The 19,665-nt window shown below is 45.4% G+C and carries 17 protein-coding genes and 1 riboswitch; of the genes, 7 read left to right on the top strand and 10 right to left on the bottom strand.

Annotated elements, in window-relative coordinates:
- Window positions 1–31: 31 nt before the first annotated feature.
- From MHI12_RS26505 to mmuM, 4 genes are all read left to right on the top strand, one after another.
- Window positions 32–1,132, top strand: coding sequence for a spore germination protein (locus MHI12_RS26505; RefSeq protein ID WP_405170773.1), 1,101 nt, complete (start codon window positions 32–34; stop codon window positions 1,130–1,132).
- Entirely contained in the window at window positions 1,129–2,331 is a 1,203-nt protein-coding gene (locus MHI12_RS26500; RefSeq protein ID WP_405170772.1) for a Ger(x)C family spore germination protein, read from the top strand. The genes MHI12_RS26505 and MHI12_RS26500 overlap by 4 nt, the downstream gene beginning before the upstream one ends.
- A 70-nt stretch (window positions 2,332–2,401) precedes the next feature.
- Window positions 2,402–2,503: riboswitch (SAM riboswitch) on the top strand.
- A 92-nt stretch (window positions 2,504–2,595) separates the two neighbouring features.
- Window positions 2,596–4,008 (top strand): S-methylmethionine permease, encoded by a 1,413-nt coding sequence (mmuP, locus tag MHI12_RS26495; protein WP_341009004.1) that lies wholly within the window; start codon window positions 2,596–2,598, stop codon window positions 4,006–4,008.
- The gene (gene mmuM, locus MHI12_RS26490; RefSeq protein WP_405170771.1) at window positions 3,986–5,062 is read left to right on the top strand and encodes a homocysteine S-methyltransferase; all 1,077 of its coding nucleotides are present in this window, start codon (window positions 3,986–3,988) and stop codon (window positions 5,060–5,062) included. Before mmuP ends, mmuM begins: the two co-directional genes overlap by 23 nt.
- A 150-nt stretch (window positions 5,063–5,212) precedes the next feature.
- Here the strand turns inward: mmuM and MHI12_RS26485 are convergent, their stop codons facing one another.
- The 8 genes from MHI12_RS26485 to MHI12_RS26450 form a co-directional block, all read right to left on the bottom strand.
- The gene (locus MHI12_RS26485) at window positions 5,213–6,385 is read right to left on the bottom strand and encodes a hypothetical protein (RefSeq protein ID WP_405170770.1); all 1,173 of its coding nucleotides are present in this window, start codon (window positions 6,383–6,385) and stop codon (window positions 5,213–5,215) included.
- A 33-nt stretch (window positions 6,386–6,418) separates the two neighbouring features.
- Complete coding sequence (locus MHI12_RS26480; protein ID WP_405170769.1) at window positions 6,419–7,558, bottom strand: hypothetical protein; 1,140 nt, start codon at window positions 7,556–7,558, stop codon at window positions 6,419–6,421.
- A 92-nt stretch (window positions 7,559–7,650) separates the two neighbouring features.
- The gene (locus MHI12_RS26475; protein ID WP_405170768.1) at window positions 7,651–7,884 is read right to left on the bottom strand and encodes a hypothetical protein; all 234 of its coding nucleotides are present in this window, start codon (window positions 7,882–7,884) and stop codon (window positions 7,651–7,653) included.
- 139 nt (window positions 7,885–8,023) lie between these two features.
- The gene (locus MHI12_RS26470; protein WP_405170767.1) at window positions 8,024–10,426 is read right to left on the bottom strand and encodes an ABC transporter permease; all 2,403 of its coding nucleotides are present in this window, start codon (window positions 10,424–10,426) and stop codon (window positions 8,024–8,026) included.
- Window positions 10,427–10,428: 2 nt separating this feature from the next.
- Window positions 10,429–11,187 (bottom strand): ABC transporter ATP-binding protein, encoded by a 759-nt coding sequence (locus MHI12_RS26465; RefSeq protein WP_405170766.1) that lies wholly within the window; start codon window positions 11,185–11,187, stop codon window positions 10,429–10,431.
- Window positions 11,188–11,290: 103 nt separating this feature from the next.
- Window positions 11,291–12,733 carry an ATP-binding protein gene (locus tag MHI12_RS26460; RefSeq protein ID WP_405170765.1) on the bottom strand — a complete coding sequence of 481 codons (1,443 nt, stop codon included), beginning with the start codon at window positions 12,731–12,733 and terminating at the stop codon, window positions 11,291–11,293.
- A 20-nt stretch (window positions 12,734–12,753) separates the two neighbouring features.
- Window positions 12,754–13,455, bottom strand: coding sequence for a response regulator transcription factor (locus MHI12_RS26455; RefSeq protein WP_405170764.1), 702 nt, complete (start codon window positions 13,453–13,455; stop codon window positions 12,754–12,756).
- A 90-nt stretch (window positions 13,456–13,545) separates the two neighbouring features.
- Window positions 13,546–14,376 carry a helix-turn-helix domain-containing protein gene (locus tag MHI12_RS26450; protein ID WP_405170763.1) on the bottom strand — a complete coding sequence of 277 codons (831 nt, stop codon included), beginning with the start codon at window positions 14,374–14,376 and terminating at the stop codon, window positions 13,546–13,548.
- A 198-nt stretch (window positions 14,377–14,574) separates the two neighbouring features.
- On the opposite strand from MHI12_RS26450, the gene MHI12_RS26445 reads away from it, so the two are divergent.
- A complete protein-coding gene (locus MHI12_RS26445) occupies window positions 14,575–15,351 on the top strand; it encodes a sugar phosphate isomerase/epimerase family protein (RefSeq protein WP_405170762.1) in 777 nt (258 codons plus the stop codon).
- 55 nt (window positions 15,352–15,406) lie between these two features.
- Entirely contained in the window at window positions 15,407–16,426 is a 1,020-nt protein-coding gene (locus tag MHI12_RS26440) for a Gfo/Idh/MocA family protein (protein ID WP_405170761.1), read from the top strand.
- Window positions 16,427–16,696: 270 nt separating this feature from the next.
- Here MHI12_RS26440 and MHI12_RS26435 read toward each other — a convergent pair whose 3' ends face one another.
- Together MHI12_RS26435 and MHI12_RS26430 are read right to left on the bottom strand one after the other, a co-directional pair.
- On the bottom strand, window positions 16,697–17,644 hold the full coding sequence (locus tag MHI12_RS26435; protein WP_405170760.1) for an aldo/keto reductase: 948 nt from the start codon (window positions 17,642–17,644) through the stop codon (window positions 16,697–16,699).
- 20 nt (window positions 17,645–17,664) lie between these two features.
- Window positions 17,665–18,669 carry a Gfo/Idh/MocA family protein gene (locus MHI12_RS26430; RefSeq protein WP_405170759.1) on the bottom strand — a complete coding sequence of 335 codons (1,005 nt, stop codon included), beginning with the start codon at window positions 18,667–18,669 and terminating at the stop codon, window positions 17,665–17,667.
- Between the two features lie 118 nt (window positions 18,670–18,787).
- Between MHI12_RS26430 and MHI12_RS26425 the strand changes: the two genes are divergently transcribed.
- Complete coding sequence (locus MHI12_RS26425; RefSeq protein WP_405170758.1) at window positions 18,788–19,627, top strand: helix-turn-helix domain-containing protein; 840 nt, start codon at window positions 18,788–18,790, stop codon at window positions 19,625–19,627.
- Window positions 19,628–19,665: the final 38 nt, after the last annotated feature.

Raw genomic sequence — 19,665 nt, 5'->3', positions numbered from 1 at the left:
TTATCCACAGAAGGTCTGGAGGTGAAATAAAGTGAATGGCTCCCAAGGAAAAATTACCACGACTCAGGCCGTTGTAATTATTGTAAATTACATGCTTGGCGCCGGGATATTGACACTACCTCGAACGACCAGCAAAGCTGTCGGAACACCGGATGTCTGGATTTCCATTATCCTATCTGGATTCATTATCTTAGGCGTCGGAATAATTCTGGTTACGCTGTGTCGCAGATTTCCGGAGAAAACCGTCTTCCAGTTCACCCGTGAGATTACGGGTAGCTGGATTGCTTACATATTGGGATTGTCTATGATTATGTATTTCATAGTTATTGCCGCATTCGAAATCAGAGTTATGGCTGAAGTAACTGGGATGTATCTGCTCGAACGCACCCCCACCTGGGCGATTGTGATGGTCTTCATGTGGATCGGTGTATATATGATTTCAGGCGGGCTTGGCGTTATCGTACGCGTGTTTGAGATCATCCTTCCGATTACGATTATTATATTTGTGATTGAAATTTTGCTTAGTAATCAGCTATTCGAGATTGGCAATCTGAGACCCGTGCTCGGTGATGGGGTTATACCCGTTTTCCATGGGTTAAAGCCTTCACTATTATCTTATACGGGCTATGAGGTGATGTTAATCATGACTGCCTATATGAAAAATCCGAAAAAGAGCAATAAAGCGATGACCTGGGGGATACTCATATCCACTATTATCTACTTGATCACGGTGGTGATGGTTATAGGCAGTTTATCGCTCGATGGCATCAAAACTCGAACCTGGCCAACGCTGGATTTGGTAAGAAGTTTCGAAATCCAGGGTCTGATATTCGAGCGTTTTGAATCCTTATTGCTGGTCATCTGGATTATGCAAATCTTTTCGACTACAGCAATTACACATTACTGCGCTTCGGTGGGTATTCGTGATTTGTTTCGTTCCAAAAAAATCAAAGGTATCATGTACGGCCTGCTTCCGTTCATTTATCTGACAGCAATGATACCCAAAACAGTGGATGATACTTTTGCACTAGGAGATATGCTGGGCAATGTGTCCGTATTTTTGTTTGGCATTTTACCTCTGGTACTACTGTTGTTAAGTCTGATTCGCAAAAAAGGAGGCAAGCATGCATGATTACATTCCGTATGTTGTTACGCTTTGCCACTGTATTATGCATTCTCTTAACGATATCCGGATGTTGGAGCAGTCGGGAGATAGAGGATCTAAGTGTCTACGTCGGTCTTGGGATCGATATCGGTAAAGAGACAGAATTTGAGAAAGACATCGCTAATCAGGGAGGAGCGTATTCCAAGCAGAACAATTTGACGGCCACGGTACAGATCGCTCCCGGTAATTCAAGTAGTCAAAAGAGCCAACAATCCGGTTCGCCTTCTTCTGGTAAAACGTCCTATTCCAATGAACAGCTTACTGGAGATTCCTTGCTGCAAATCTTTCGTCAGTTTGCTCTGAGGCGAGATCATCCGCTCATCGGACATCATCTGAAGGTCATCGTTGTGTCCAAGGATATTGCCAAAAAGTATGGTCTGGATCAGCTGCTGGATTTTGTACTTCGGGATAACGATATTCGCCCTAACTGTCTGGTGTTGATTAGCCATCATCGCGCCGTTGATGTACTGACTTCAGATGATCCTTCCCGGATTCCAGCATTTTATCTTACAGGTATTACCAGTAATTCGTACTTGTCCAATAAAATCCTGGACCCGGTTCTACTCTCCAAATTAGATGCACAAATGCAATCCGGTTCCAGCTTTTTGCTCCAGAATGTACTGAACTCCAATGGAGAGGACAAGTTCTCCGGTGCCAGTATATTTGATGGGAAAACGACCAAATTCATCGGAGAACTTAGCCAAACGGACCTAGAAGGGCTATCGTGGATCAGACCTAAAGAAAAAGGAGGTATCTTGAAGACATACAATAAAGCGGGATTCACTGTTGTATATGAAATGAAGAAGAAGAAAACAAAAGTAATTCCCAAGGTGGTTGGTAATGACATTTCATTCCATGTAAAGGTCGAATCCGAAGGCTGGTTGATGGAAGATTGGCGTTCTCCCGAAAGAGAGGAAAAAGGGGATTATCTTAGAGAATTAGAAAAAGAATTTGCTGAACTTGCCGAGCAACAGATTCGACAATTGTTATACAAACTGCAGCATACCTATAAAGTAGATGTTGCGGATTTTCGGGATAGCTTACGTATCAAAGAACCTAAAACATGGAAAAAAGTCAAAGACGATTGGGATAAAATTTTTAGCACCGTGCCGATCACGTATGAGGTAAAGACCACCATCACGAATCCGGGGTCTTCCACCGAATAGCGAGGTGTGCCATTTATTATTTAAATGTTGACACATTCATGATAGATCGCTATATTAGTAAAAAATCATTTTCTTATCCAGAGAGGTGGAGGGACTGGCCCTTAGAAACCTCAGCAACAGATCTGAAGGATACTGTGCTAATTCCAGCGGGTGAAAGCCTGATAGATAGGAGCGTTTGTTTTTATTTGTCAGTAACGGCGCACTCTTTAGGCAGAGTGGGTCTTTTTTGTTTTTTCTGGATGAAGAAGTAGGGGAGCAGCAGGTATGGAGAACAACAACGACAAAGGGCATTTTCAGCGGAAAATGCAGGCACGGCATGTGGTCATGCTCTCTCTCGGAGGAGTCATTGGAACGGGATTATTCCTCAGCTCAGGTTACACCATTCAGCAGGCGGGACCACTGGGAACCATTCTGTCCTATCTGATCGGAGCGATCGTTGTATATCTGGTGATGCTCTGTCTTGGTGAACTGTCTGTTCATATGCCAGAGACGGGAGCATTTCATAGTTATGCAGCCAAATATATCGGACCAGCAACAGGTTACACGGTGGCTTGGTTATACTGGTTAACCTGGACTGTTGCGCTTGGCTCCGAATTCACAGCCGCCGGATTGCTGATGCAGCGCTGGTTCCCATCGGTGAACGTATGGATATGGAGCGCGGTTTTTGCACTGATGATCTTTCTGTTTAACGCTTTAACGGTGAAATTATTTGCGGAATCCGAGTTCTGGTTCTCATCTGTAAAAGTAGTGACTATCGTAATCTTCATTATAATCGGTGGCGCAGCCATGTTCGGCATCATCCCGATGGCGGATTCTGAACCGGCTCCATTTCTATCAAATATTACTGCATCCGGGTGGTTCCCTCATGGGGCTACAGCGATATTGATGACCATGCTTGCTGTAAACTTTGCCTTCTCAGGCACCGAGTTAATCGGCATTGCCGCTGGTGAGACGGAGAACCCGGAAAAGACGATACCAAAAGCCATTCATACAACGCTGTGGCGTTTGGTTATTTTCTTCATCGGAACGATTATTATCTTGTCGGCCTTGCTGCCCATGTCGGATGCCAGTGTACTGGAAAGTCCGTTTGTAGCGGTAATGGAGCGGGTGGGTGTACCCTATGCAGCAGATATTATGAACTTTGTTATTCTGACGGCGATTCTCTCTGCTGCCAATTCAGGCCTGTATGCATCTTCACGGATGCTCTGGTCTCTGGCTGATAAAAAAACGATCTCCCCGTGGTTTGCCAAATTGACCAAAAGCGGGGTACCCCTGAATGCACTTCTGATTAGTATGGTGGGTGGTGCGTTGGCATTGCTGTCCAGTATTATTGCGCCAGGTACGGTGTATATTACGCTGGTCTCCATTTCAGGTCTGGCTGTCGTTGCGGTATGGATGAGCATCAGTGCCTCCCAATACATGTTCCGCAGACAATATATCCGGGAAGGACATGCGGTCAAAGATCTGGTCTACCGCACACCACTGTATCCGGTGGTACCCATTGTTTCATTTATATTATGCCTGGCTTCATGCATAGGTATTGCCTTTGACCCGACACAGCGAATTGCGCTGTATTGTGGGGTTCCGTTTATCGCAGTATGTTACGCTGCTTATTATCTGACAGAACGTGTGAATAAGAAAAGAGGACAAGTACATGACGCAAGCACAACAGACTAACCCCATAGAACAGATTTTGCGTGAACATCCGGTCATGATTCTGGATGGAGCGTTGGCAACGGAACTCGAACAGCATGGATGTGATCTGGATGATCCACTATGGTCTGCTCGTGTGTTGCTTGAGAATCCGGATGTTATTGTTCAGGTCCATGCAGATTATTTTCGAGCAGGAGCCGACTGTGCGATTACATCCAGTTATCAGGCGACGGTGGATGGCTTCAGCAAGAGAGGAATCGATGAACAGGCAGCACTAGAGCTGATCCGCAAGACGGTGGAACTGGCTGCACAGGCGAGAGATGATGTGTGGGCAGAAGTGCAGAGTAGTTTAGCAGGGAGAGAAAGCTCGACAGGTCAGCTTGTAGAAGCTCCTTCGGTACGTTCCGAAACTGTGGAGAATGAGGAGCATATAACAGATCGTACAGGGGATCGCGAAGAAGACAGTGTTCGTCCACGTCCAATTATTGCCGGGTCCGTTGGACCGTACGGCGCCTATCTGGCGGATGGTTCAGAGTATGTGGGACATTACGACGTGTCGGATGAGACGCTTGCCGTATTTCACCGTCCGCGTATGGCGGCGCTGATTGAAGCGGGTGCTGATATTCTGGCGTTTGAGACGATTCCTTCCTTGCAGGAAGCACAGGTGCTGGTTGATTTACTGAAGGAGTTTCCTCATGCGTATGCCTGGTTATCTTTTTCTTTAAAAGACGGGACAAGCATCAGCGAAGGCACAGCGCTTGAGGTATGTGCACAGACGTTTGGCTCCGAGCCGCAGATTGCGGCAATTGGCCTGAACTGTGCTCCCATGGAAGTGGTGACGGAAGCAGTGGGTATTTTGAGCCGTGCCAGCGATAAACCTGTTATTGTCTACCCGAACTCGGGTGAGACGTATGATGCAGCAACGAAGACGTGGAGCGGACAGGGTACATGTGGCAGTATGAGTGATGCTTCGGAGCAGTGGGTTGCTGCGGGCGCTAAAATCATTGGGGGCTGTTGCCGTACTACGCCACATCAGATTGGTGCACTTGCGAAGAAGTGGCGGAGTAAAAAAACTTGATGTAGGGTTGTACACCGAAAAGCTAGAGATACAACCAAATATCAAGAAGCCCTCACGACCCATTACTGGATTGGTGAGGGCTTTTTCAGTGTGATTTAGCGTTGTTAACATCAACATGAGGACATTCCTCTTCTGATGCTTCTAATTATGCTATTTAATTAACTGAGTGCTAACTAAGGTCCGACCTTCGTCGCTCATGATGTACAGACCTGTTGTGTTATTCAGATATAGAGATTCTTTTTCGATATCAAATTCGCCATTCTTGTAAGTATACAAAACGTTCAGGTTGCTTGTGTCCATAATAACAAGTTCATCTTTGTCATTCTTTACGGATGTAAACATAAAACTTGTGCCGTCCACTGCCACATTAAGTGGCATCAAACCACGATTATAGGTACGTGGTTCGGGCATATATGCCTTCTCAGCAATTAATTTACCTGAAGATGAATATAGCTTGATTCGTTTATTTTTAACATCCACAAATATAAAACGACCTTTCAATGCATAAAGCTCTGTTGAATATTCATTATAAGGAAGTTGTTTTGTCCAGTGTAGCTGCCCCGTGCTGTTGTAGCCTTTAAGCGTTATTGTTTTTTTATAGATATTATAATGCAGGAATGTGCCGTCAGATAGACTCATAATCCGGTTGTAACCTTTACCACCAGCAATCGTTTTAATTTTTTGTCCGCTGGTCAGGCTAATCAAGTACAAATCGGGATGATTATAATCTTTCTTCCCAATGATCACATTGTCTTTAATCTGTTCAATAAAATATGGAACCTTGAAACTTCGGCTTAAATTTCCGTTGATATCGTAATAGTAGAGTGTACTGCTTTTTAAATCACCAGAGTCCGCAACCACATACAAACTTCCATTCTCTCTTGGATAGGCTGACTCAGGCCCGTAGTATCTCAAAAAATCTTCTGGCGGCCCGGGCAGAGGTGCTGTCCAACGGATTTCACCTGTGGCTATATGCTTGGCACTTACTTGATTATCGGCAAAAATAAACATATATCCATCATCGGAAAGTTTGTACTCGTTGTCCGTTGGAATGGACCAGAGGAGTTTCCCCGTTTTGGCATCTACACTGTCGATATAATAATCATTATTCTTGTCTACTTTAGTTACGAGCAGACTTTCATTCCCCATGGCATCTGTAACACTCTTCATTGAATATGAGCTTGTTGCATTCTGTCCACCGTTAGTAATGTCATACCCCCATTGCAATTGCAGCAGATCTTTAGCCAGAGCTGGCTCGGATGGGATTGCAAGGAAGAAGCATAGGCTAGCTATAAGCCAATAGTTGATTCGTTTTAAACTCATGATGGGTAGACTCCTTATGTAATGTTCTCTGGATTATGGAAGTAACTGATACTTTCTTATCGTCTGCCCGTCGGGAGGCAGGAAAAATAATTCATTTTGGTGATTGAGGAACAATTCATCTTGATTAAACCTTACATCTTTCCAATCGTTCTGCGCCACCCGATAGAGCTCTCTCAGATTATTTGAATCTCTAATCACGAGTTCTATTCCCTGTTCCGTGTATTGGATGTACATAAAACTCTGTAAATCGATTGCCATTTTCAGAGGACTATTTGGCTCACCTTGCATGTAGAAGGGATTTTCATTGACTCCTGTAATGAATTTTCCATCCGAATTCATAAGCATGATATTGCCTGCGGTTTGTTCCAGATACAGCACACGATTATGGGTGATAAATATCTGGGGAGGCCCTTTTTTAAAAGAAAAATCATACTTCCATTTCAAAGCTCCCGTAGGCGAGTACGCCCTCAACTCAAGTTCACGGTTATTGATAAACTTCCGGGTTATTAGGGTTCCATCGTCCGTAACTCTATTCCCGTAGGGCAAGGTTGTTTCATTGGTCAGCACCGTTAACTTCTTCCCTGTAGAAAGATCAAAAACGTGAGTATACGGACTTTTGTTGCCCGGTTGACCTAAAATAAAATTGCCTTCTATTGTGTAGTGTTGCATATAGGGGAGAATGAACTTTTTGCTTCGTTTTCCCTTTTCATCATAATAATAAAGAGTTACATATTTGTTTTTGTGATAAGTGAAAGAATAAGCTGTTCCGTCTTTGGTGAAATCTGAAGACCGGCCTTCACGAAAGTAAGGGTTTATAGAGGACCATATCGGTTTACCGGTTGTCAGATCCGAGACCGTAATAATATCATCAAATCTTCTTTCATAGTCATCAGTTTCAGCAGGTTTGAAAGTATACATGTAACCATCACTAGTTGAACCATAATCAGATTCTGGCTTGGACCATCGGATGTCCCCGGTTTCGCCACTAATGTTCTCCACATAAATGAGGTCCTCATTCACAACCTTTCTCACCAGAATGTTTAGGTTGCCGGACGAATCCAGTCTGAAGTAATGCGGAGTGAATCCATCCCCCCATTGGCCAGAATCGACCTGCTTGACCCATTCAAGTTGTGGCACGGTCTTAGCCCAGGCCGAAGGCGTGCCAATCGACAACAATCCTACACTCAGGATGCTGATCAATAAACAAAATCGAATACAAAACCATTTCAAAATAAACAGCTCCTTAACAAAAATCGAGGTCAAACTTAATCTGGACCTACCGTATCATTTTTAATATCCTGCACCAACCGTATGATCTCCGCAACACCTAGTAACAATAGTCCTGCTACAATGCCGTTCATCATAACTGGAAGAGCCAAAGACCATTGAAAGCCATTGAACTCATTTTGCCCGAGGACGATACCGGCAATAAGGGATAGAATGACGCTAATCCAAGCTACCCACTTCAACAATTTACTCGTTTTATTTTTGTTGTACAAAGAAATTAACTCCTTTACCATAGTATGCCATTAAGTCTATCATATCTATCGTTGCTAGGTATATAGGACTATTTCTTTGTCGGATTTAGAGTTTTGTTGAAATATATTGTCATGTATTTTAATGATTGTCTTCTACATGTTATTCAATCACAAGAATGCGCGGGGATGCCTGACGAATCACCTTGGATGATCTCCAGGAGCCAAAAGCTGCTGCCAGGATACTCAGACAAGAGAAAAGTATAATCCCCCACCAATTCAGAACCAACGGGATTTGTACAATACCATATCCCGAGAGTACCTTTTCAAGCAACATTGGAAGAAGGTACACGCCAGCAATAACGCCAAACATTGAACCGATCAGGGATAACAATACGACTCCGAGTGTAATAGAGGACCTAATACTGCCGGATGTCATACCAATCGATTTGTAGATGCCATACGTCTTATTTTCTTTGCGAATGCTGATCCGGCAGGTGCTGAAGATAATGATAAATGTAACCAAAATGAACAGCAGACCAATTAGAGCCATGGGGTACACAAGAATGCTTGCAGCTTCTGCATAAACAGAATCCAGCAGCGTTTTTTGCGTGACGATGGAAGCAGAGTCTTTGAACCGTTCATTCAATTGGTTAGCAATGGCTCCCGCCTGAGAAGGATCGTTGACATTGATAAACGCGACATCTACATCTCCGTAATCCGGATTCACGCTTCGAACCGCTTGAGCTGTGATTCTTCCGGATACCGACAAGTCGGAGATGGCCTGATAGATGCCCGAAATCATGAACGTGCGCTTCTCTCCTTCAATGTAGAGATCAATGAGATCTCCCATATCCTTGTTTAACATCTTGGCAACACTAACCCCGATTGAAATTTCATTTTCGAGTTCCGGATTGTTTCCTCTCAACGTCTCAAAACCAAGATCTTGATAGCTTCCATCCAGTACTCTTAGATAAAGACTGGTAGACTGGCTGGCCACGTCGGTTGAATCATCTGGAAGGATAACTCCGGTGATGTTCCCTTGCCAGCCCACATTTTTGATGCGAGGGTCTTCTTCCAATACGTTCTGCAGCTCTGCTCTCGGAAACGTAGTTTTGTTTACAACGACTGCGGCAATGTTAGCATTGTCATACCCCCATTTGGCCGCCGTCTGATAGATTCCGGTAATGCTGGTCAGTACAACATACCCGAGGACAAGTACGGAAGCAGCCATCGTTGTTAGCAATAACATCAGAAACGAGCTTTTGCTGTTTTTGATCAGATTGTGTATGCCGATTACAAAAGAGACGGGCAATCGTCCAAACAAGGCCCGGTTTGCGAGCGGTGAATTCATTCGTCGCGCCATGCGTACATTGTCGCTCTCCGACATACCGTACCGAATGGCCTGAACAGGCTCGATCGTGCGAGCTTTTCTGGCGTATAACACGACAAATGCAATAACCAAGACGAGTAACAGCAGCCCTACAACAATAGCAGCTCCAATGCCCTCAACTGGAAGATCACCCTGGCCAGTCCGCAGGGACGATACGGAGATGTTGATGATGAATTTGGAGACGAATACGCTAAGTACCAGCCCGGGAAGAACGGCGATGATGGACAGCAGGGCATATTGAATGACGTAGGTACCAATGGTGCCCCAGGAAGTGATTCCCAGCGATTTAAGGATACCTATCGTTTTGTAGTTGGCCAGAATGGCATCGGATATGGTGAAGCCAATCGTAATGAGGGCAATAATCATCATGACGGCCCCTAAGAATATCATAATGAACCCGACGATCTGATTAATGATCAGATAAAAGGATGAGATACTTTCAAATTCCATTTTGGTTTCCAGAAATGGGGCACCCGTCTCACTTGTATAACGATCCCAGTAGCTGGAGTTCGTACTGTAATCATCAAAATGGATACCCATCATGTGAATATCATTTCCTGCAAGCGTACTAAAATCATTTTGGTAATCCGTACTGTTCATCCAAATTCTTGCCGTATTGGTGAACGGTGCTCCATAAGGAACATCCACAACAATAGCTGAGACTGCGAGGTCAAGTGTGGTAGATCCAGTTTTGAATTGAATGGTATCACCGACAGCGATGTTATAGCCATTCGCCATGGAAGTTGGGATCCATACGCTTCCTTGTTCAGGAGCCGAATGCTGTGTACCACTTGCAAATACAAGTTCATCTACACTCCACGGAGGAGGCGGGGTATTCATCATGTACAGATAAAGGTTAGGGATGTCAGTGCCGCCAAAAGTGATGCCCGACAAGATGCGGTAAGTAAGCAAAGGTGAGACTTGAACACCGTTCTGGGCAGCCCACCAGTCATGCACAGTTTGGGGATCATTCAGTCCTTTGTCGAACGTCAAGATCTGATGGGACCCGTTGGTCCGACTATGCATTTCCTTAAACTGGTTACCCGTATTGGCCAGAATGATGACAGATGTGGACACCAGTAAGGTAGACAGCAAAATAAGCAAGGTGATAAACAAATTTTGTATTTTGTTCCTACTCAGATACGACAAGCTAAGTTTAAATATGACAGCCATCGTTATTCCTTCCCCGTAACCAAAGCGAAGATAATCGCTTCACGATCCTGAATTTGATGTTCGTCATAAGTGTCAAACTCAAGGATTCCGCCAATCTTGCCGTCCAAAATGTAGATCAGGCGATCTGCCCGACAGGCTGCTTTTATATCATGTGTAACCATAACTACGGACTGTCCTTTTCGATGGATAGCCGTAAGGATATCGAGAACTGCTGTGCCGTGTTCCATATTCAAGCTTCCGGTCGGTTCATCCGCAAAAATGATATCCGGCGAATTGATCAAAGCCCGTGCAATGGCAGCTCGCTGCTGTTGTCCTCCGGAAGTTTGGGAGGGAAGGCGGTTACGCTGTCCATCGATATCCATGGCATTCATCAGCTCAGCAGCGCGGGATTGGATGTCCTTCTTTTTGTTTCCTGCAATATATCCTGGTAAAGCAATGTTCTCTTTGATGGAAAGGTCCGGGACCAGATTGATGCTCTGATAGATATAACCGATCCGGCGGGCGCGGAAGTTGGACATTTCCCGTTCACTGTAAGCGTCAATCCGCTGGTCGCGAAAATAGACCTCACCTGCTGTAATCTGATCCAGTCCGCTTAGCAGATATAAGAGGGTTGATTTGCCAGAGCCAGAGTTACCCATGATGACCGTGAATTCCCCTTCATAGATATCGAGATCAACATTACGGATGGCATGATGTTGTTCACTTCCGCTGTTGTACGTTTTGCACAGATTCTGTGCACGGATAATCACCTTTTTGGACAAGTCGAATCACTCCCGAGTGCAATATAGGATTAATTCTAGAGGAGGGATGTTGAGGAAGCCTTATCAAATTATGAATAAAGTATTACAGCTGTGGAGTGTGGGCTCAGCAGATCGGCAGATAGAACCGGAAGGTTGTACCTTGGCCTTCTTTACTAGTAAAGGAAATATGGCCTCCATGTGCTTCAATAATGGTTTGGCAGATAGAAAGGCCCAGCCCTGTACCTTCCTGAACACGTTGTTCTGCATGACTCGCCTGGCCTCTGAAGTAACGCTGGAAAACAAACGGCATGTCCTGTACACGTATTCCCTGACCCGAATCGGCAATCGTCACATTCAAATGCCCGGATTCCAGTTCCATATCTATACGTATCGTGTCTCCCGGAGCTGTATGCTTGAGGGCGTTGGCGACAAGATTAGAAATCACTTGTTCAATTCGAGTGGGGTCGATAGCGATTAACACATTGGGGATGTAGTTGGGTCCTTTATAGATAAGCCCCTTTGTTAGGACAACATGTTCAATAGGTTTCAACATTGTCTCAAGTATAGGGCCACTGTACATTTCACGGGGTTCCACTGATATCTGCCCCAATTCCTGAAGCGCATGAACCAGCAGATCCTCCACAAGGCGGGCCGTTTTATCCGTATGGGTCCGCATAACTCCCATATATTCCATCAGCGTCTCCTGATCGTTGCATAGTCCTTCCTCAATAGCTTCTATGTATGCTTTTATCGTGGTGATTGGTGTTTTAATGTCATGAGATATATTGGTGATGAGTTCTTTTTGTGCTTGTTCCTGCTGAATACGCTGCTGGCTCATATGTTTAATCTCCGTACGCATTAGATCAAACATGGCATATACTTCGAGCAATTCATCGTTCCGGTTGTACTGAATTTTTTCTTCATAATTACCTTTAAGCATGGATTCCGCATGTTGCTTCAATTGATGGATGGGAGAGAGCAGGTGTTTGTCCAGTTTTCGTTTCATCCAGAATAGAAATAAGCTCAGAATCAGTGACAGGAGCATGAGTGCGCTAATCAATATAACCGGAAAAGTCATCGATTGCTGAACCGTAACGATGGCTTGGGGGATGGAAAAGATGGCATTGCCGATCTGACTTCCCATCGGTCCGTCCATCACGGGAAAAGCAATATCAAGCAAATCATTACCGTCCGCGGCCTGCGTGGCGTGATGCAGATCATAATGGAGAGCTGAACGCAGATTAACTTGCGTTCCTTCAGAGGTGGGGTCGGAGGACAGAATGACTTTTCCGTCCAAGTTTAGATAGGTAAGCAGAACCCCGGTCTCTTTGGCGGTGGAACGTATGTCTTCACGAATAATTTGTTCATTAAGATGCTGATGATTTTGCTCCAAAGCGAGTAAGATCGGATTGACCTTGAGTCGAACCTGATTCAGGGACAGATTGGATTCGCCTGAATTTCGATCTTGTAACAGCATCATTGACAGTGCAAGGATACTTGAAACGATAATAATGAGAAGCCCAAGTGTTGTTAACAACCAGCGTTTGGACCAGCTGTTCAATGACATGTGGGAGCCTCCAATCTCACTTATTCGTAATTGAATTTGTAACCGACGCCCCATACCGTCTTCAGAACGGTCGGATGCGAGGCATCTGCCTCGATTTTTTCACGCAGTCTGCGAATGTATACGGTTACGGTATTTTCATCACCGTAGGTTGCATATCCCCAGATGGCGTCGAGCAACTGGGTTTTGGAGAATACCTGATTCTTATGGCTCGCCAAGTAATGAAGTAATTCAAATTCCTTGGCAGACAGAGAAACTTCTGATCCGTTTAATGTAACTTTATAGGCTTTTTTATCAATCACCAGGTTTCCAAGATGCAGTAGATCTGTTCTGTCTCCAACGGATGTCATGCTGTCATAACGCCTGAAGTGGGCATTAATCCGTGCTAACAGTTCGCTCAGCGAGAAGGGCTTAGTCATATAGTCGTCTGCTCCAAAGCCAAGTCCAAGTACCTTATCGGTATCACTGCCTCTGGCACTTAGAATGAGGATGGGGATATTGTTGCGCCGTCTGATCTCTCGACAGACCTCGATCCCGTCCATGTCCGGAAGCATAATGTCCAGAATGATGTAGTCTGGTTGAATAAGCTCCATAATCTGAAGCCCATCTTGGCCAGTGGCCGCCACGGCGGCTTCATATTGATTTTTGGTTAAATAATCTCGCAGAATGCGCGAAATATCTGATTCATCCTCGATGATGAGGACTTTGCGCTGGTGGGTTAGCATATGTATCGCTCCAGTATGATAGATGTGAATTTAATGGGTATGTATTAAGACCATGAACTCTTTAAGGTCATGGGTTTCTGATACTGCATATCATACATACTCCAGATCATCGATAGGCTCATGCTGTCTGGATTTGAGATACTCCGCCGGAGACACACCGAAGTGCGCCCGGAATACCCGGTGGAAATAGGAGTAACTTGCAAAACCGCAGGATTCGGCAATATGCTCCAGTGTCATTTCACTGTATTTCATTCGTTCCAGCGCCGCATTCAGACGGATCTCAATCGCATATTGAATCATGGTCTGATTGTAGTGCTCCTTAAATAACCGGACTGCACGTGACAGACTGAGCCCTGCATAACGAGCCGCTTCATCAAGCTTGAACGTAACCGTGGCATGCTCCTCAATAAAACGTTTTAACTTCAGCGCAGAGGAAACTGCCCGATCGGTCTGTATATTCTCTTTAATTGCCCGGTCGATATACAGACATAATCCGCGTAGTAACGCATCCTTTAGCTCCGCATTTTCCTCAAGAGGTCCGCGACGTTTCTCAAGTAACATATTTCTCCACAGGCTGATGAGTTTATCATCAAGTCCAATTCGGCTCACGGTAGATCGATGCTGCCGTTTCCACCAGTTCTCGATCCAGCTGCCCTCGCAGAACAGATAATAATCTCCGCTGGACAAGCGTCCTTCCTTATGTGGTTCATCGACCACGAGATGATAGTCGTCACCAGGCTTTAAGAGCAGCAAATCCCCGCTAGTCATCCTGAATTCTTTATCCTGTACATACACTTTGCACGAGCCTTCGGTCTGCAGACGGAACAGATAGGTTTGCAGCTCGCCCTTCATATTATGAGTGAACGCCTTATAGTGGTATGAGTAATCACAGATCAGTACAGATGTCTCTAACGTATCCAAAGATAAAATCCCCCAATATGTACATCCAGCATGCATTCAAATGGGCTACATTCGATTGATGCAAAATGATGGAAATAAAATTTGATCAGATAGTTCATGTTCTGACTATATTGTATATGTTCATTCTAGCCTGTTTTGCGTTAGGATGATACCAGATAGAGCAATGAAAGCAAATTTGAGAACAGAGGTGTATCCTACATGAAAAAACTTAATATTGGTTTGCAATTGTTTACACTCCGTGATGAAACTGCAGCAGATTTTCGTGGTACGTTGCGTAAGGTAGCGGCCCTTGGATATGAAGGTGTGGAGTTTGCCGGATATGGTGATATTCCAGCTGAGGAAATGAAAGCGCTACTAGATGAACTTGGACTGAAAGGATTCAGCAGCCACGTTTCACTACATGCGATGCGCGAAGACTTGCAAAAACAAATCGATTACTTGAAAACAATTGGTGCACAATATATCATTTGCCCTTACCTGATGCCAGAAGATCGTCCTGAGAATGCAGAAGGTTGGACCAAGCTATTCGCTGAGTTACAAAAATATGGAGCTGAAGCAGCGAAACAAGGATTGATCTTCGGTTACCATAACCATGACTTTGAATTCCATGGCCAGGTTGGCGATGCCAATGCCTTTGATGCCATGTTCGCTCAAACCTCACCGGAAGCGGTAAAAGTGGAAATGGACGTATGTTGGGTACAATTTGCGGGACAAAATCCGATCGAGTATATTAATAAATATGCGGGTCGCTTGCCGCTGCTTCATCTGAAGGACTTCAGCAAAGACGAACAGGGCCAGATGAAAACACTGGAATTGGGACAAGGTTCGGTTGACTTGCCAGCTGTTATTGAAGGCGCTACGAATGCAGGTGTGGAATGGCTGATCGTGGAACAAGACGTATGTCAGAACCCTCCGCTTGAGAGCGTATCCAACAGCTACAACTGGTTGAAAGAAAACTACCTGAATCAATTCTAATGGACCATCGAACCATGAAAAATGCCAATCTATTTGTCAAAGGAGACTTATGTACATGAGTAAAATTAAAGTTGCTGTATTCGGCTGTGGAGCCATTGCCGAGCGCAGACATATTCCAGAGTACGCTGCCAATGAGAACGTAGAACTTGTCGCTTTTGCCGATCCGATTGTGGAGCGTGCGGAGAAGATGGCCGAGACTTACGGCGGTAAAGCGTATTCCAGTTACGAAGAATTGCTTGTAAACGAAACGGTGGATGCCGTTAGCGTGTGTACTCCAAACTATCTGCATGCTCCAATGGCGATTGCTGCTGCAAATGCAGGCAAGCATGTATTGGTTGAGAAACCAATGGCAGTATCCACTGAAGAAGGCGAGCAAATGATCGAAGCTGCCAAGAAAAATGGCGTGTATTTGATGGTTGGACACAACCAGCGTTTGATGCCTCCTCACGTGAAAGCAAAAGAAATTCTCGAATCCGGCAAACTCGGTAAAGTCCTGAATTTCCGTACATCATTTGGTCACCCGGGTCCGGAAGGATGGAGTGTGGACGGAGCTGAAAGCTGGTTCTTCCGTAAAGAAGAAGCGATTATGGGCGCTATGGGTGACCTGGGCGTGCACAAATCCGACTTCATCCGTTACTTGCTGAATGATGAAGTATCTGAAGTGGCTGGTTTCATCAGCACACTGCACAAAGAAGGCACCAAGGTTGACGATAACGCAACTTGTTTGCTGCGTATGAAGAGCGGAGCGATCGGAACGCTCGTAGCAAGCTGGACACAATACAGAGCTGGAGACAACAGTACAGTGCTGTGGTGCGAGAATGGTGTTATGAAGATCGGAACAGTGGAAGGCGATGAAGTTATCGTTGAGCTGACCAATGGTACAGTTGAAACGTACAAAGTTGGTGCCATGGCTACCAACGAGAAACAAGTACCGAGTGGTGTAATTGACGCATTTGTAGAGTCGATTGTAACCCAAACACCTCCAGCGATTTCCGGGGAAGAGGGCTTGCGTTCACTGCAAGTGATCCTGGCAGCATTCGAATCCGAGAAAACAGGTCAGATCGTTAAACTGTAATCCATACGAATGACAGTGCAATTTCTAACATTTTATATGGCTTAATCTATGATATAAGGGACTTATCTTCAGAGAAGTGTTCTGGGGTAAGTCCTTCTTTATTTGTTCCCGGGCAAGTGGGGGGGAAGTGAACAAGGATACGGTAATTGTGCAATAGGTTTTACAATATTGTATCGCTTTTAAACAACAGAAAAGGCTGATATTATGCGCTATCGCGTAATATCAGCCCTTTAGAGTCATTAAAATTAATGATCGAATGATTAATTTTCTTTAGATGCCAGCCGGTACATCACTGCCCAGATCCAGCCATGTTATTTCAGCAGGAGTCAGCGTGATGCGGGAACCTTCGTCACAGGACAGCAGCTCCGCCTGATTCTGGGCACCAATCAGCGCACAGGTTGGGAACGTCTGATTCAATACATAAGCGAGTGCAATCTGAATGGGTGATGTTTTCTTCGAATTAGCCAATTGTTCAGCCCGACGCAAGCGTTCCCAGTTGCCATCACTGTAGAATACACGCACCAGGTCTTCGTTATCCCGAACTTCAGGTGTGAATCTTCCAGTGAAGAAACCACGCGCTTGGGAGGACCAGGATAGCAATGGTAGTTTGGTTTGATCATGCCATGCCAACGTCTCTGCATCTGCTGACACACAGCCTTCCCAGAACGGTTCGTTTGCTTTGGCGAGACTAAGATTCGGACTACTGAAGGTGAAGCCCTTCAGGTCATTTGCCGCAGCGTACGCATTGGCTTCCTCGAGCCGCTGCCAAGTCCAGTTGGAGGCGCCAATTGCACCGATTTTACCGGATTTAATATGTTCGTTCAGTGCTTCAAGAATAACACTGACAGGGGTATTGGGATCATCCCGGTGCAAGGCATACATCTCTACGTGATCTGTCTGAAGACGCTCCAGACTTTCCATCAAGTCACTGCGGATGGCATCAGCGTTCACACGTGGTCCATTCTGGTCATGATGCGCGCCTTTGGTGAGAATGACGATCTGGTCGCGGTTACCACGTTCCTTCATATAACGACCAAGGACTTCTTCACTCTGTCCACCACAATAAATATGAGCCGTATCTACAGTGTTACCGCCAATCGACAGAAAAGCATCCATGTTCGTAGCTGCTTTATCGTAGGCATTATGCACGAAATAATCGGTTCCTTTAATCAATCTGGAGACACGTTTACCTGCACCAGCAATTTCGATATATTCCATAAGTCAGTTCATCCTCTCAATTATAGTGTAATTCGTGTACGTTCTTCCGCTGAACGAAGGCAAGCTTCCAGTACTTTCATATTAGCTACCGCATCGGAAGGGGCGAAGCGCAGATCTTTGCCCTGAAGTACAGCACGTGCCATATCATCTCCCTGTAGAGAGTAGTGGTTCACTTGCGGGACTTCAATCTCTCTGCGTTCACCACCAGCCGTTACATAGAAGTTGGAACTGCGGTCCTGTCCGCTGATAAATGCCGAAGGGACTTCAATAATCCCGTCGGATCCCAATACCTCCAGCGTGTTGCGGAATGCTGCCCACATGCTGCTGTCAAACGTCACGCCAACGTGATTATCGAATTCCAGCAGTCCGGAAGCCATCATATCCACCTGATCATGCTGTGGAGAGAACATGCCAATAACAGTGGCTGCGCTTGGTTCTTGACCAAGCAGCAGACGTGCTACGCTGATGGAATAACATCCGATATCATACAGTGCACCTCCGCCCCAATCCCGCCGAAAGCGGACATTGCCGGATGCATTGGAGTTATTAAATGAAAATGTGCTGTGCATACCACGAATCTCACCAATCTCACCGCTGGCAATGATATCTCGGATCTGCTCATATCGTGGATGATGGCGGTACATGAATGCTTCAGCCAGATGCACACCTGCATCTTCACAAGCTTGAACCATCTCCTGAGCTTCCTGCTCTGTCAGAGCCAGTGGTTTTTCGCACAAAATATGTTTGCCTGCTTCAGCAGCCCGGATTGTCCATTCCCGATGTAGATGATTCGGCAGTGGGATATATACAGCATCAATGGAATCATCAGCGAGCAAAGCTTCATAACTGCCATAAGCCTTATCGATCCCAAGTTTCTCGGCCGTCTGTTTGGCTTTATCTTCGTCTCGACTGGCAATCGCGGTTACTTCATTTAACTCGGATTGCTGCAGGCCTGGAATGACGGATTCCACAGCAATGCTAGCGCTACCAAGAATGCCCCAACGCAATTTTTGAACTGAATTCATGTGTTGTATCCTCCTGTGTATGAATGTATATTGTGATTATAAAGAATAGACCAATGAATTAAAATGATAATATATTGAAGTTAGTTAACACAATATTGTTGATCAAGGAGAACCGGCTATGATGAGACAAACCGTATTGCTTACCCTGCAGGATATTCCATATTTTTGTTATCCCGAGTCCGTTGGACATTATATGGACCACGTCCAGCATTCCGTGTTGCGTGAGGCCGGCGCATTGAACAACTTTAATATTCACTACATCGCTTCTGGCAAAGGATATGTGGAAGTGGACGGGGTGGTGCATGAGCTTCGCGCAGGTCAGGCGTTTCTCTATTTCCCGCAGCAACGGCAGCATTATTATAGTAGTGAAGATGATCCATGGGATGTACGATGGGTTCATTTTTACGGTGAACGTCTGCATGATTATATGATCGAGCGGGGCTTACATCGCAATCTATTGTGGACACTGCGGCAACGCAGCTCTTGGGAAGAGGCTCATCTGGCCTTGCTCACTGAAGCGGAACAGAACACCATGCTGCGTCCGGCTCAACTATCCACACTGACCTATGCCGTACTCGCCGAGTTCGTGCAGCATGCAGTACCTTTAAAGAGCACACGTACCTCAAGTAAGGCGGAGAGTCGGGTTCTTGCACTTCTTCCACAGATGCAGCAAGAGGCCTGTCAACCTTTCCTGTTACAGGACTGGGCGGATCTTGCAGGTGTGAGTTCGTATTACTTTTGCAAAATGTTCAAGAGTGCTGTGGAGATGACGCCCATGGAATTTATCACTCGTTCACGACTACAGATGGCAAAGCAATGGTTACTCGAACGGCCTACGGCCAACATTGGACAAATCGCGGAGGAAGCGGGGTATCCCAACGCCAGTTATTTTAACCGCCAGTTCATGGCCCATGAGGGGATGACACCTACGGATTACCGCGGATTGTATCACAATTAACCCGTATCCTTTCGATGTTGCCAGCGTTTGAGGTATAT

This window comes from Paenibacillus sp. FSL H8-0280, assembly GCF_045040665.1.
Classification (GTDB): Bacteria; Bacillota; Bacilli; order Paenibacillales; family Paenibacillaceae; genus Paenibacillus; species Paenibacillus xylanexedens_A.
Note: the sequence above shows the minus strand (reverse complement) of the source record. Positions and strands in the feature narration are given on the sequence as shown.

Coding starts and splice junctions, on each gene's coding strand:
- MHI12_RS26500 (WP_405170772.1), top strand. CDS start 1,129: ATGATTACATTCCGTATGTTGTTACGCTTTGCCACTGTATTATGCATT.
- mmuP (WP_341009004.1), top strand. CDS start 2,596: ATGGAGAACAACAACGACAAAGGGCATTTTCAGCGGAAAATGCAGGCA.
- mmuM (WP_405170771.1), top strand. CDS start 3,986: ATGACGCAAGCACAACAGACTAACCCCATAGAACAGATTTTGCGTGAA.
- MHI12_RS26485 (WP_405170770.1), bottom strand. CDS start 6,385: ATGAGTTTAAAACGAATCAACTATTGGCTTATAGCTAGCCTATGCTTC.
- MHI12_RS26470 (WP_405170767.1), bottom strand. CDS start 10,426: ATGGCTGTCATATTTAAACTTAGCTTGTCGTATCTGAGTAGGAACAAA.
- MHI12_RS26460 (WP_405170765.1), bottom strand. CDS start 12,733: ATGTCATTGAACAGCTGGTCCAAACGCTGGTTGTTAACAACACTTGGG.
- MHI12_RS26455 (WP_405170764.1), bottom strand. CDS start 13,455: ATGCTAACCCACCAGCGCAAAGTCCTCATCATCGAGGATGAATCAGAT.
- MHI12_RS26445 (WP_405170762.1), top strand. CDS start 14,575: ATGAAAAAACTTAATATTGGTTTGCAATTGTTTACACTCCGTGATGAA.
- MHI12_RS26440 (WP_405170761.1), top strand. CDS start 15,407: ATGAGTAAAATTAAAGTTGCTGTATTCGGCTGTGGAGCCATTGCCGAG.
- MHI12_RS26435 (WP_405170760.1), bottom strand. CDS start 17,644: ATGGAATATATCGAAATTGCTGGTGCAGGTAAACGTGTCTCCAGATTG.
- MHI12_RS26430 (WP_405170759.1), bottom strand. CDS start 18,669: ATGAATTCAGTTCAAAAATTGCGTTGGGGCATTCTTGGTAGCGCTAGC.
- MHI12_RS26425 (WP_405170758.1), top strand. CDS start 18,788: ATGATGAGACAAACCGTATTGCTTACCCTGCAGGATATTCCATATTTT.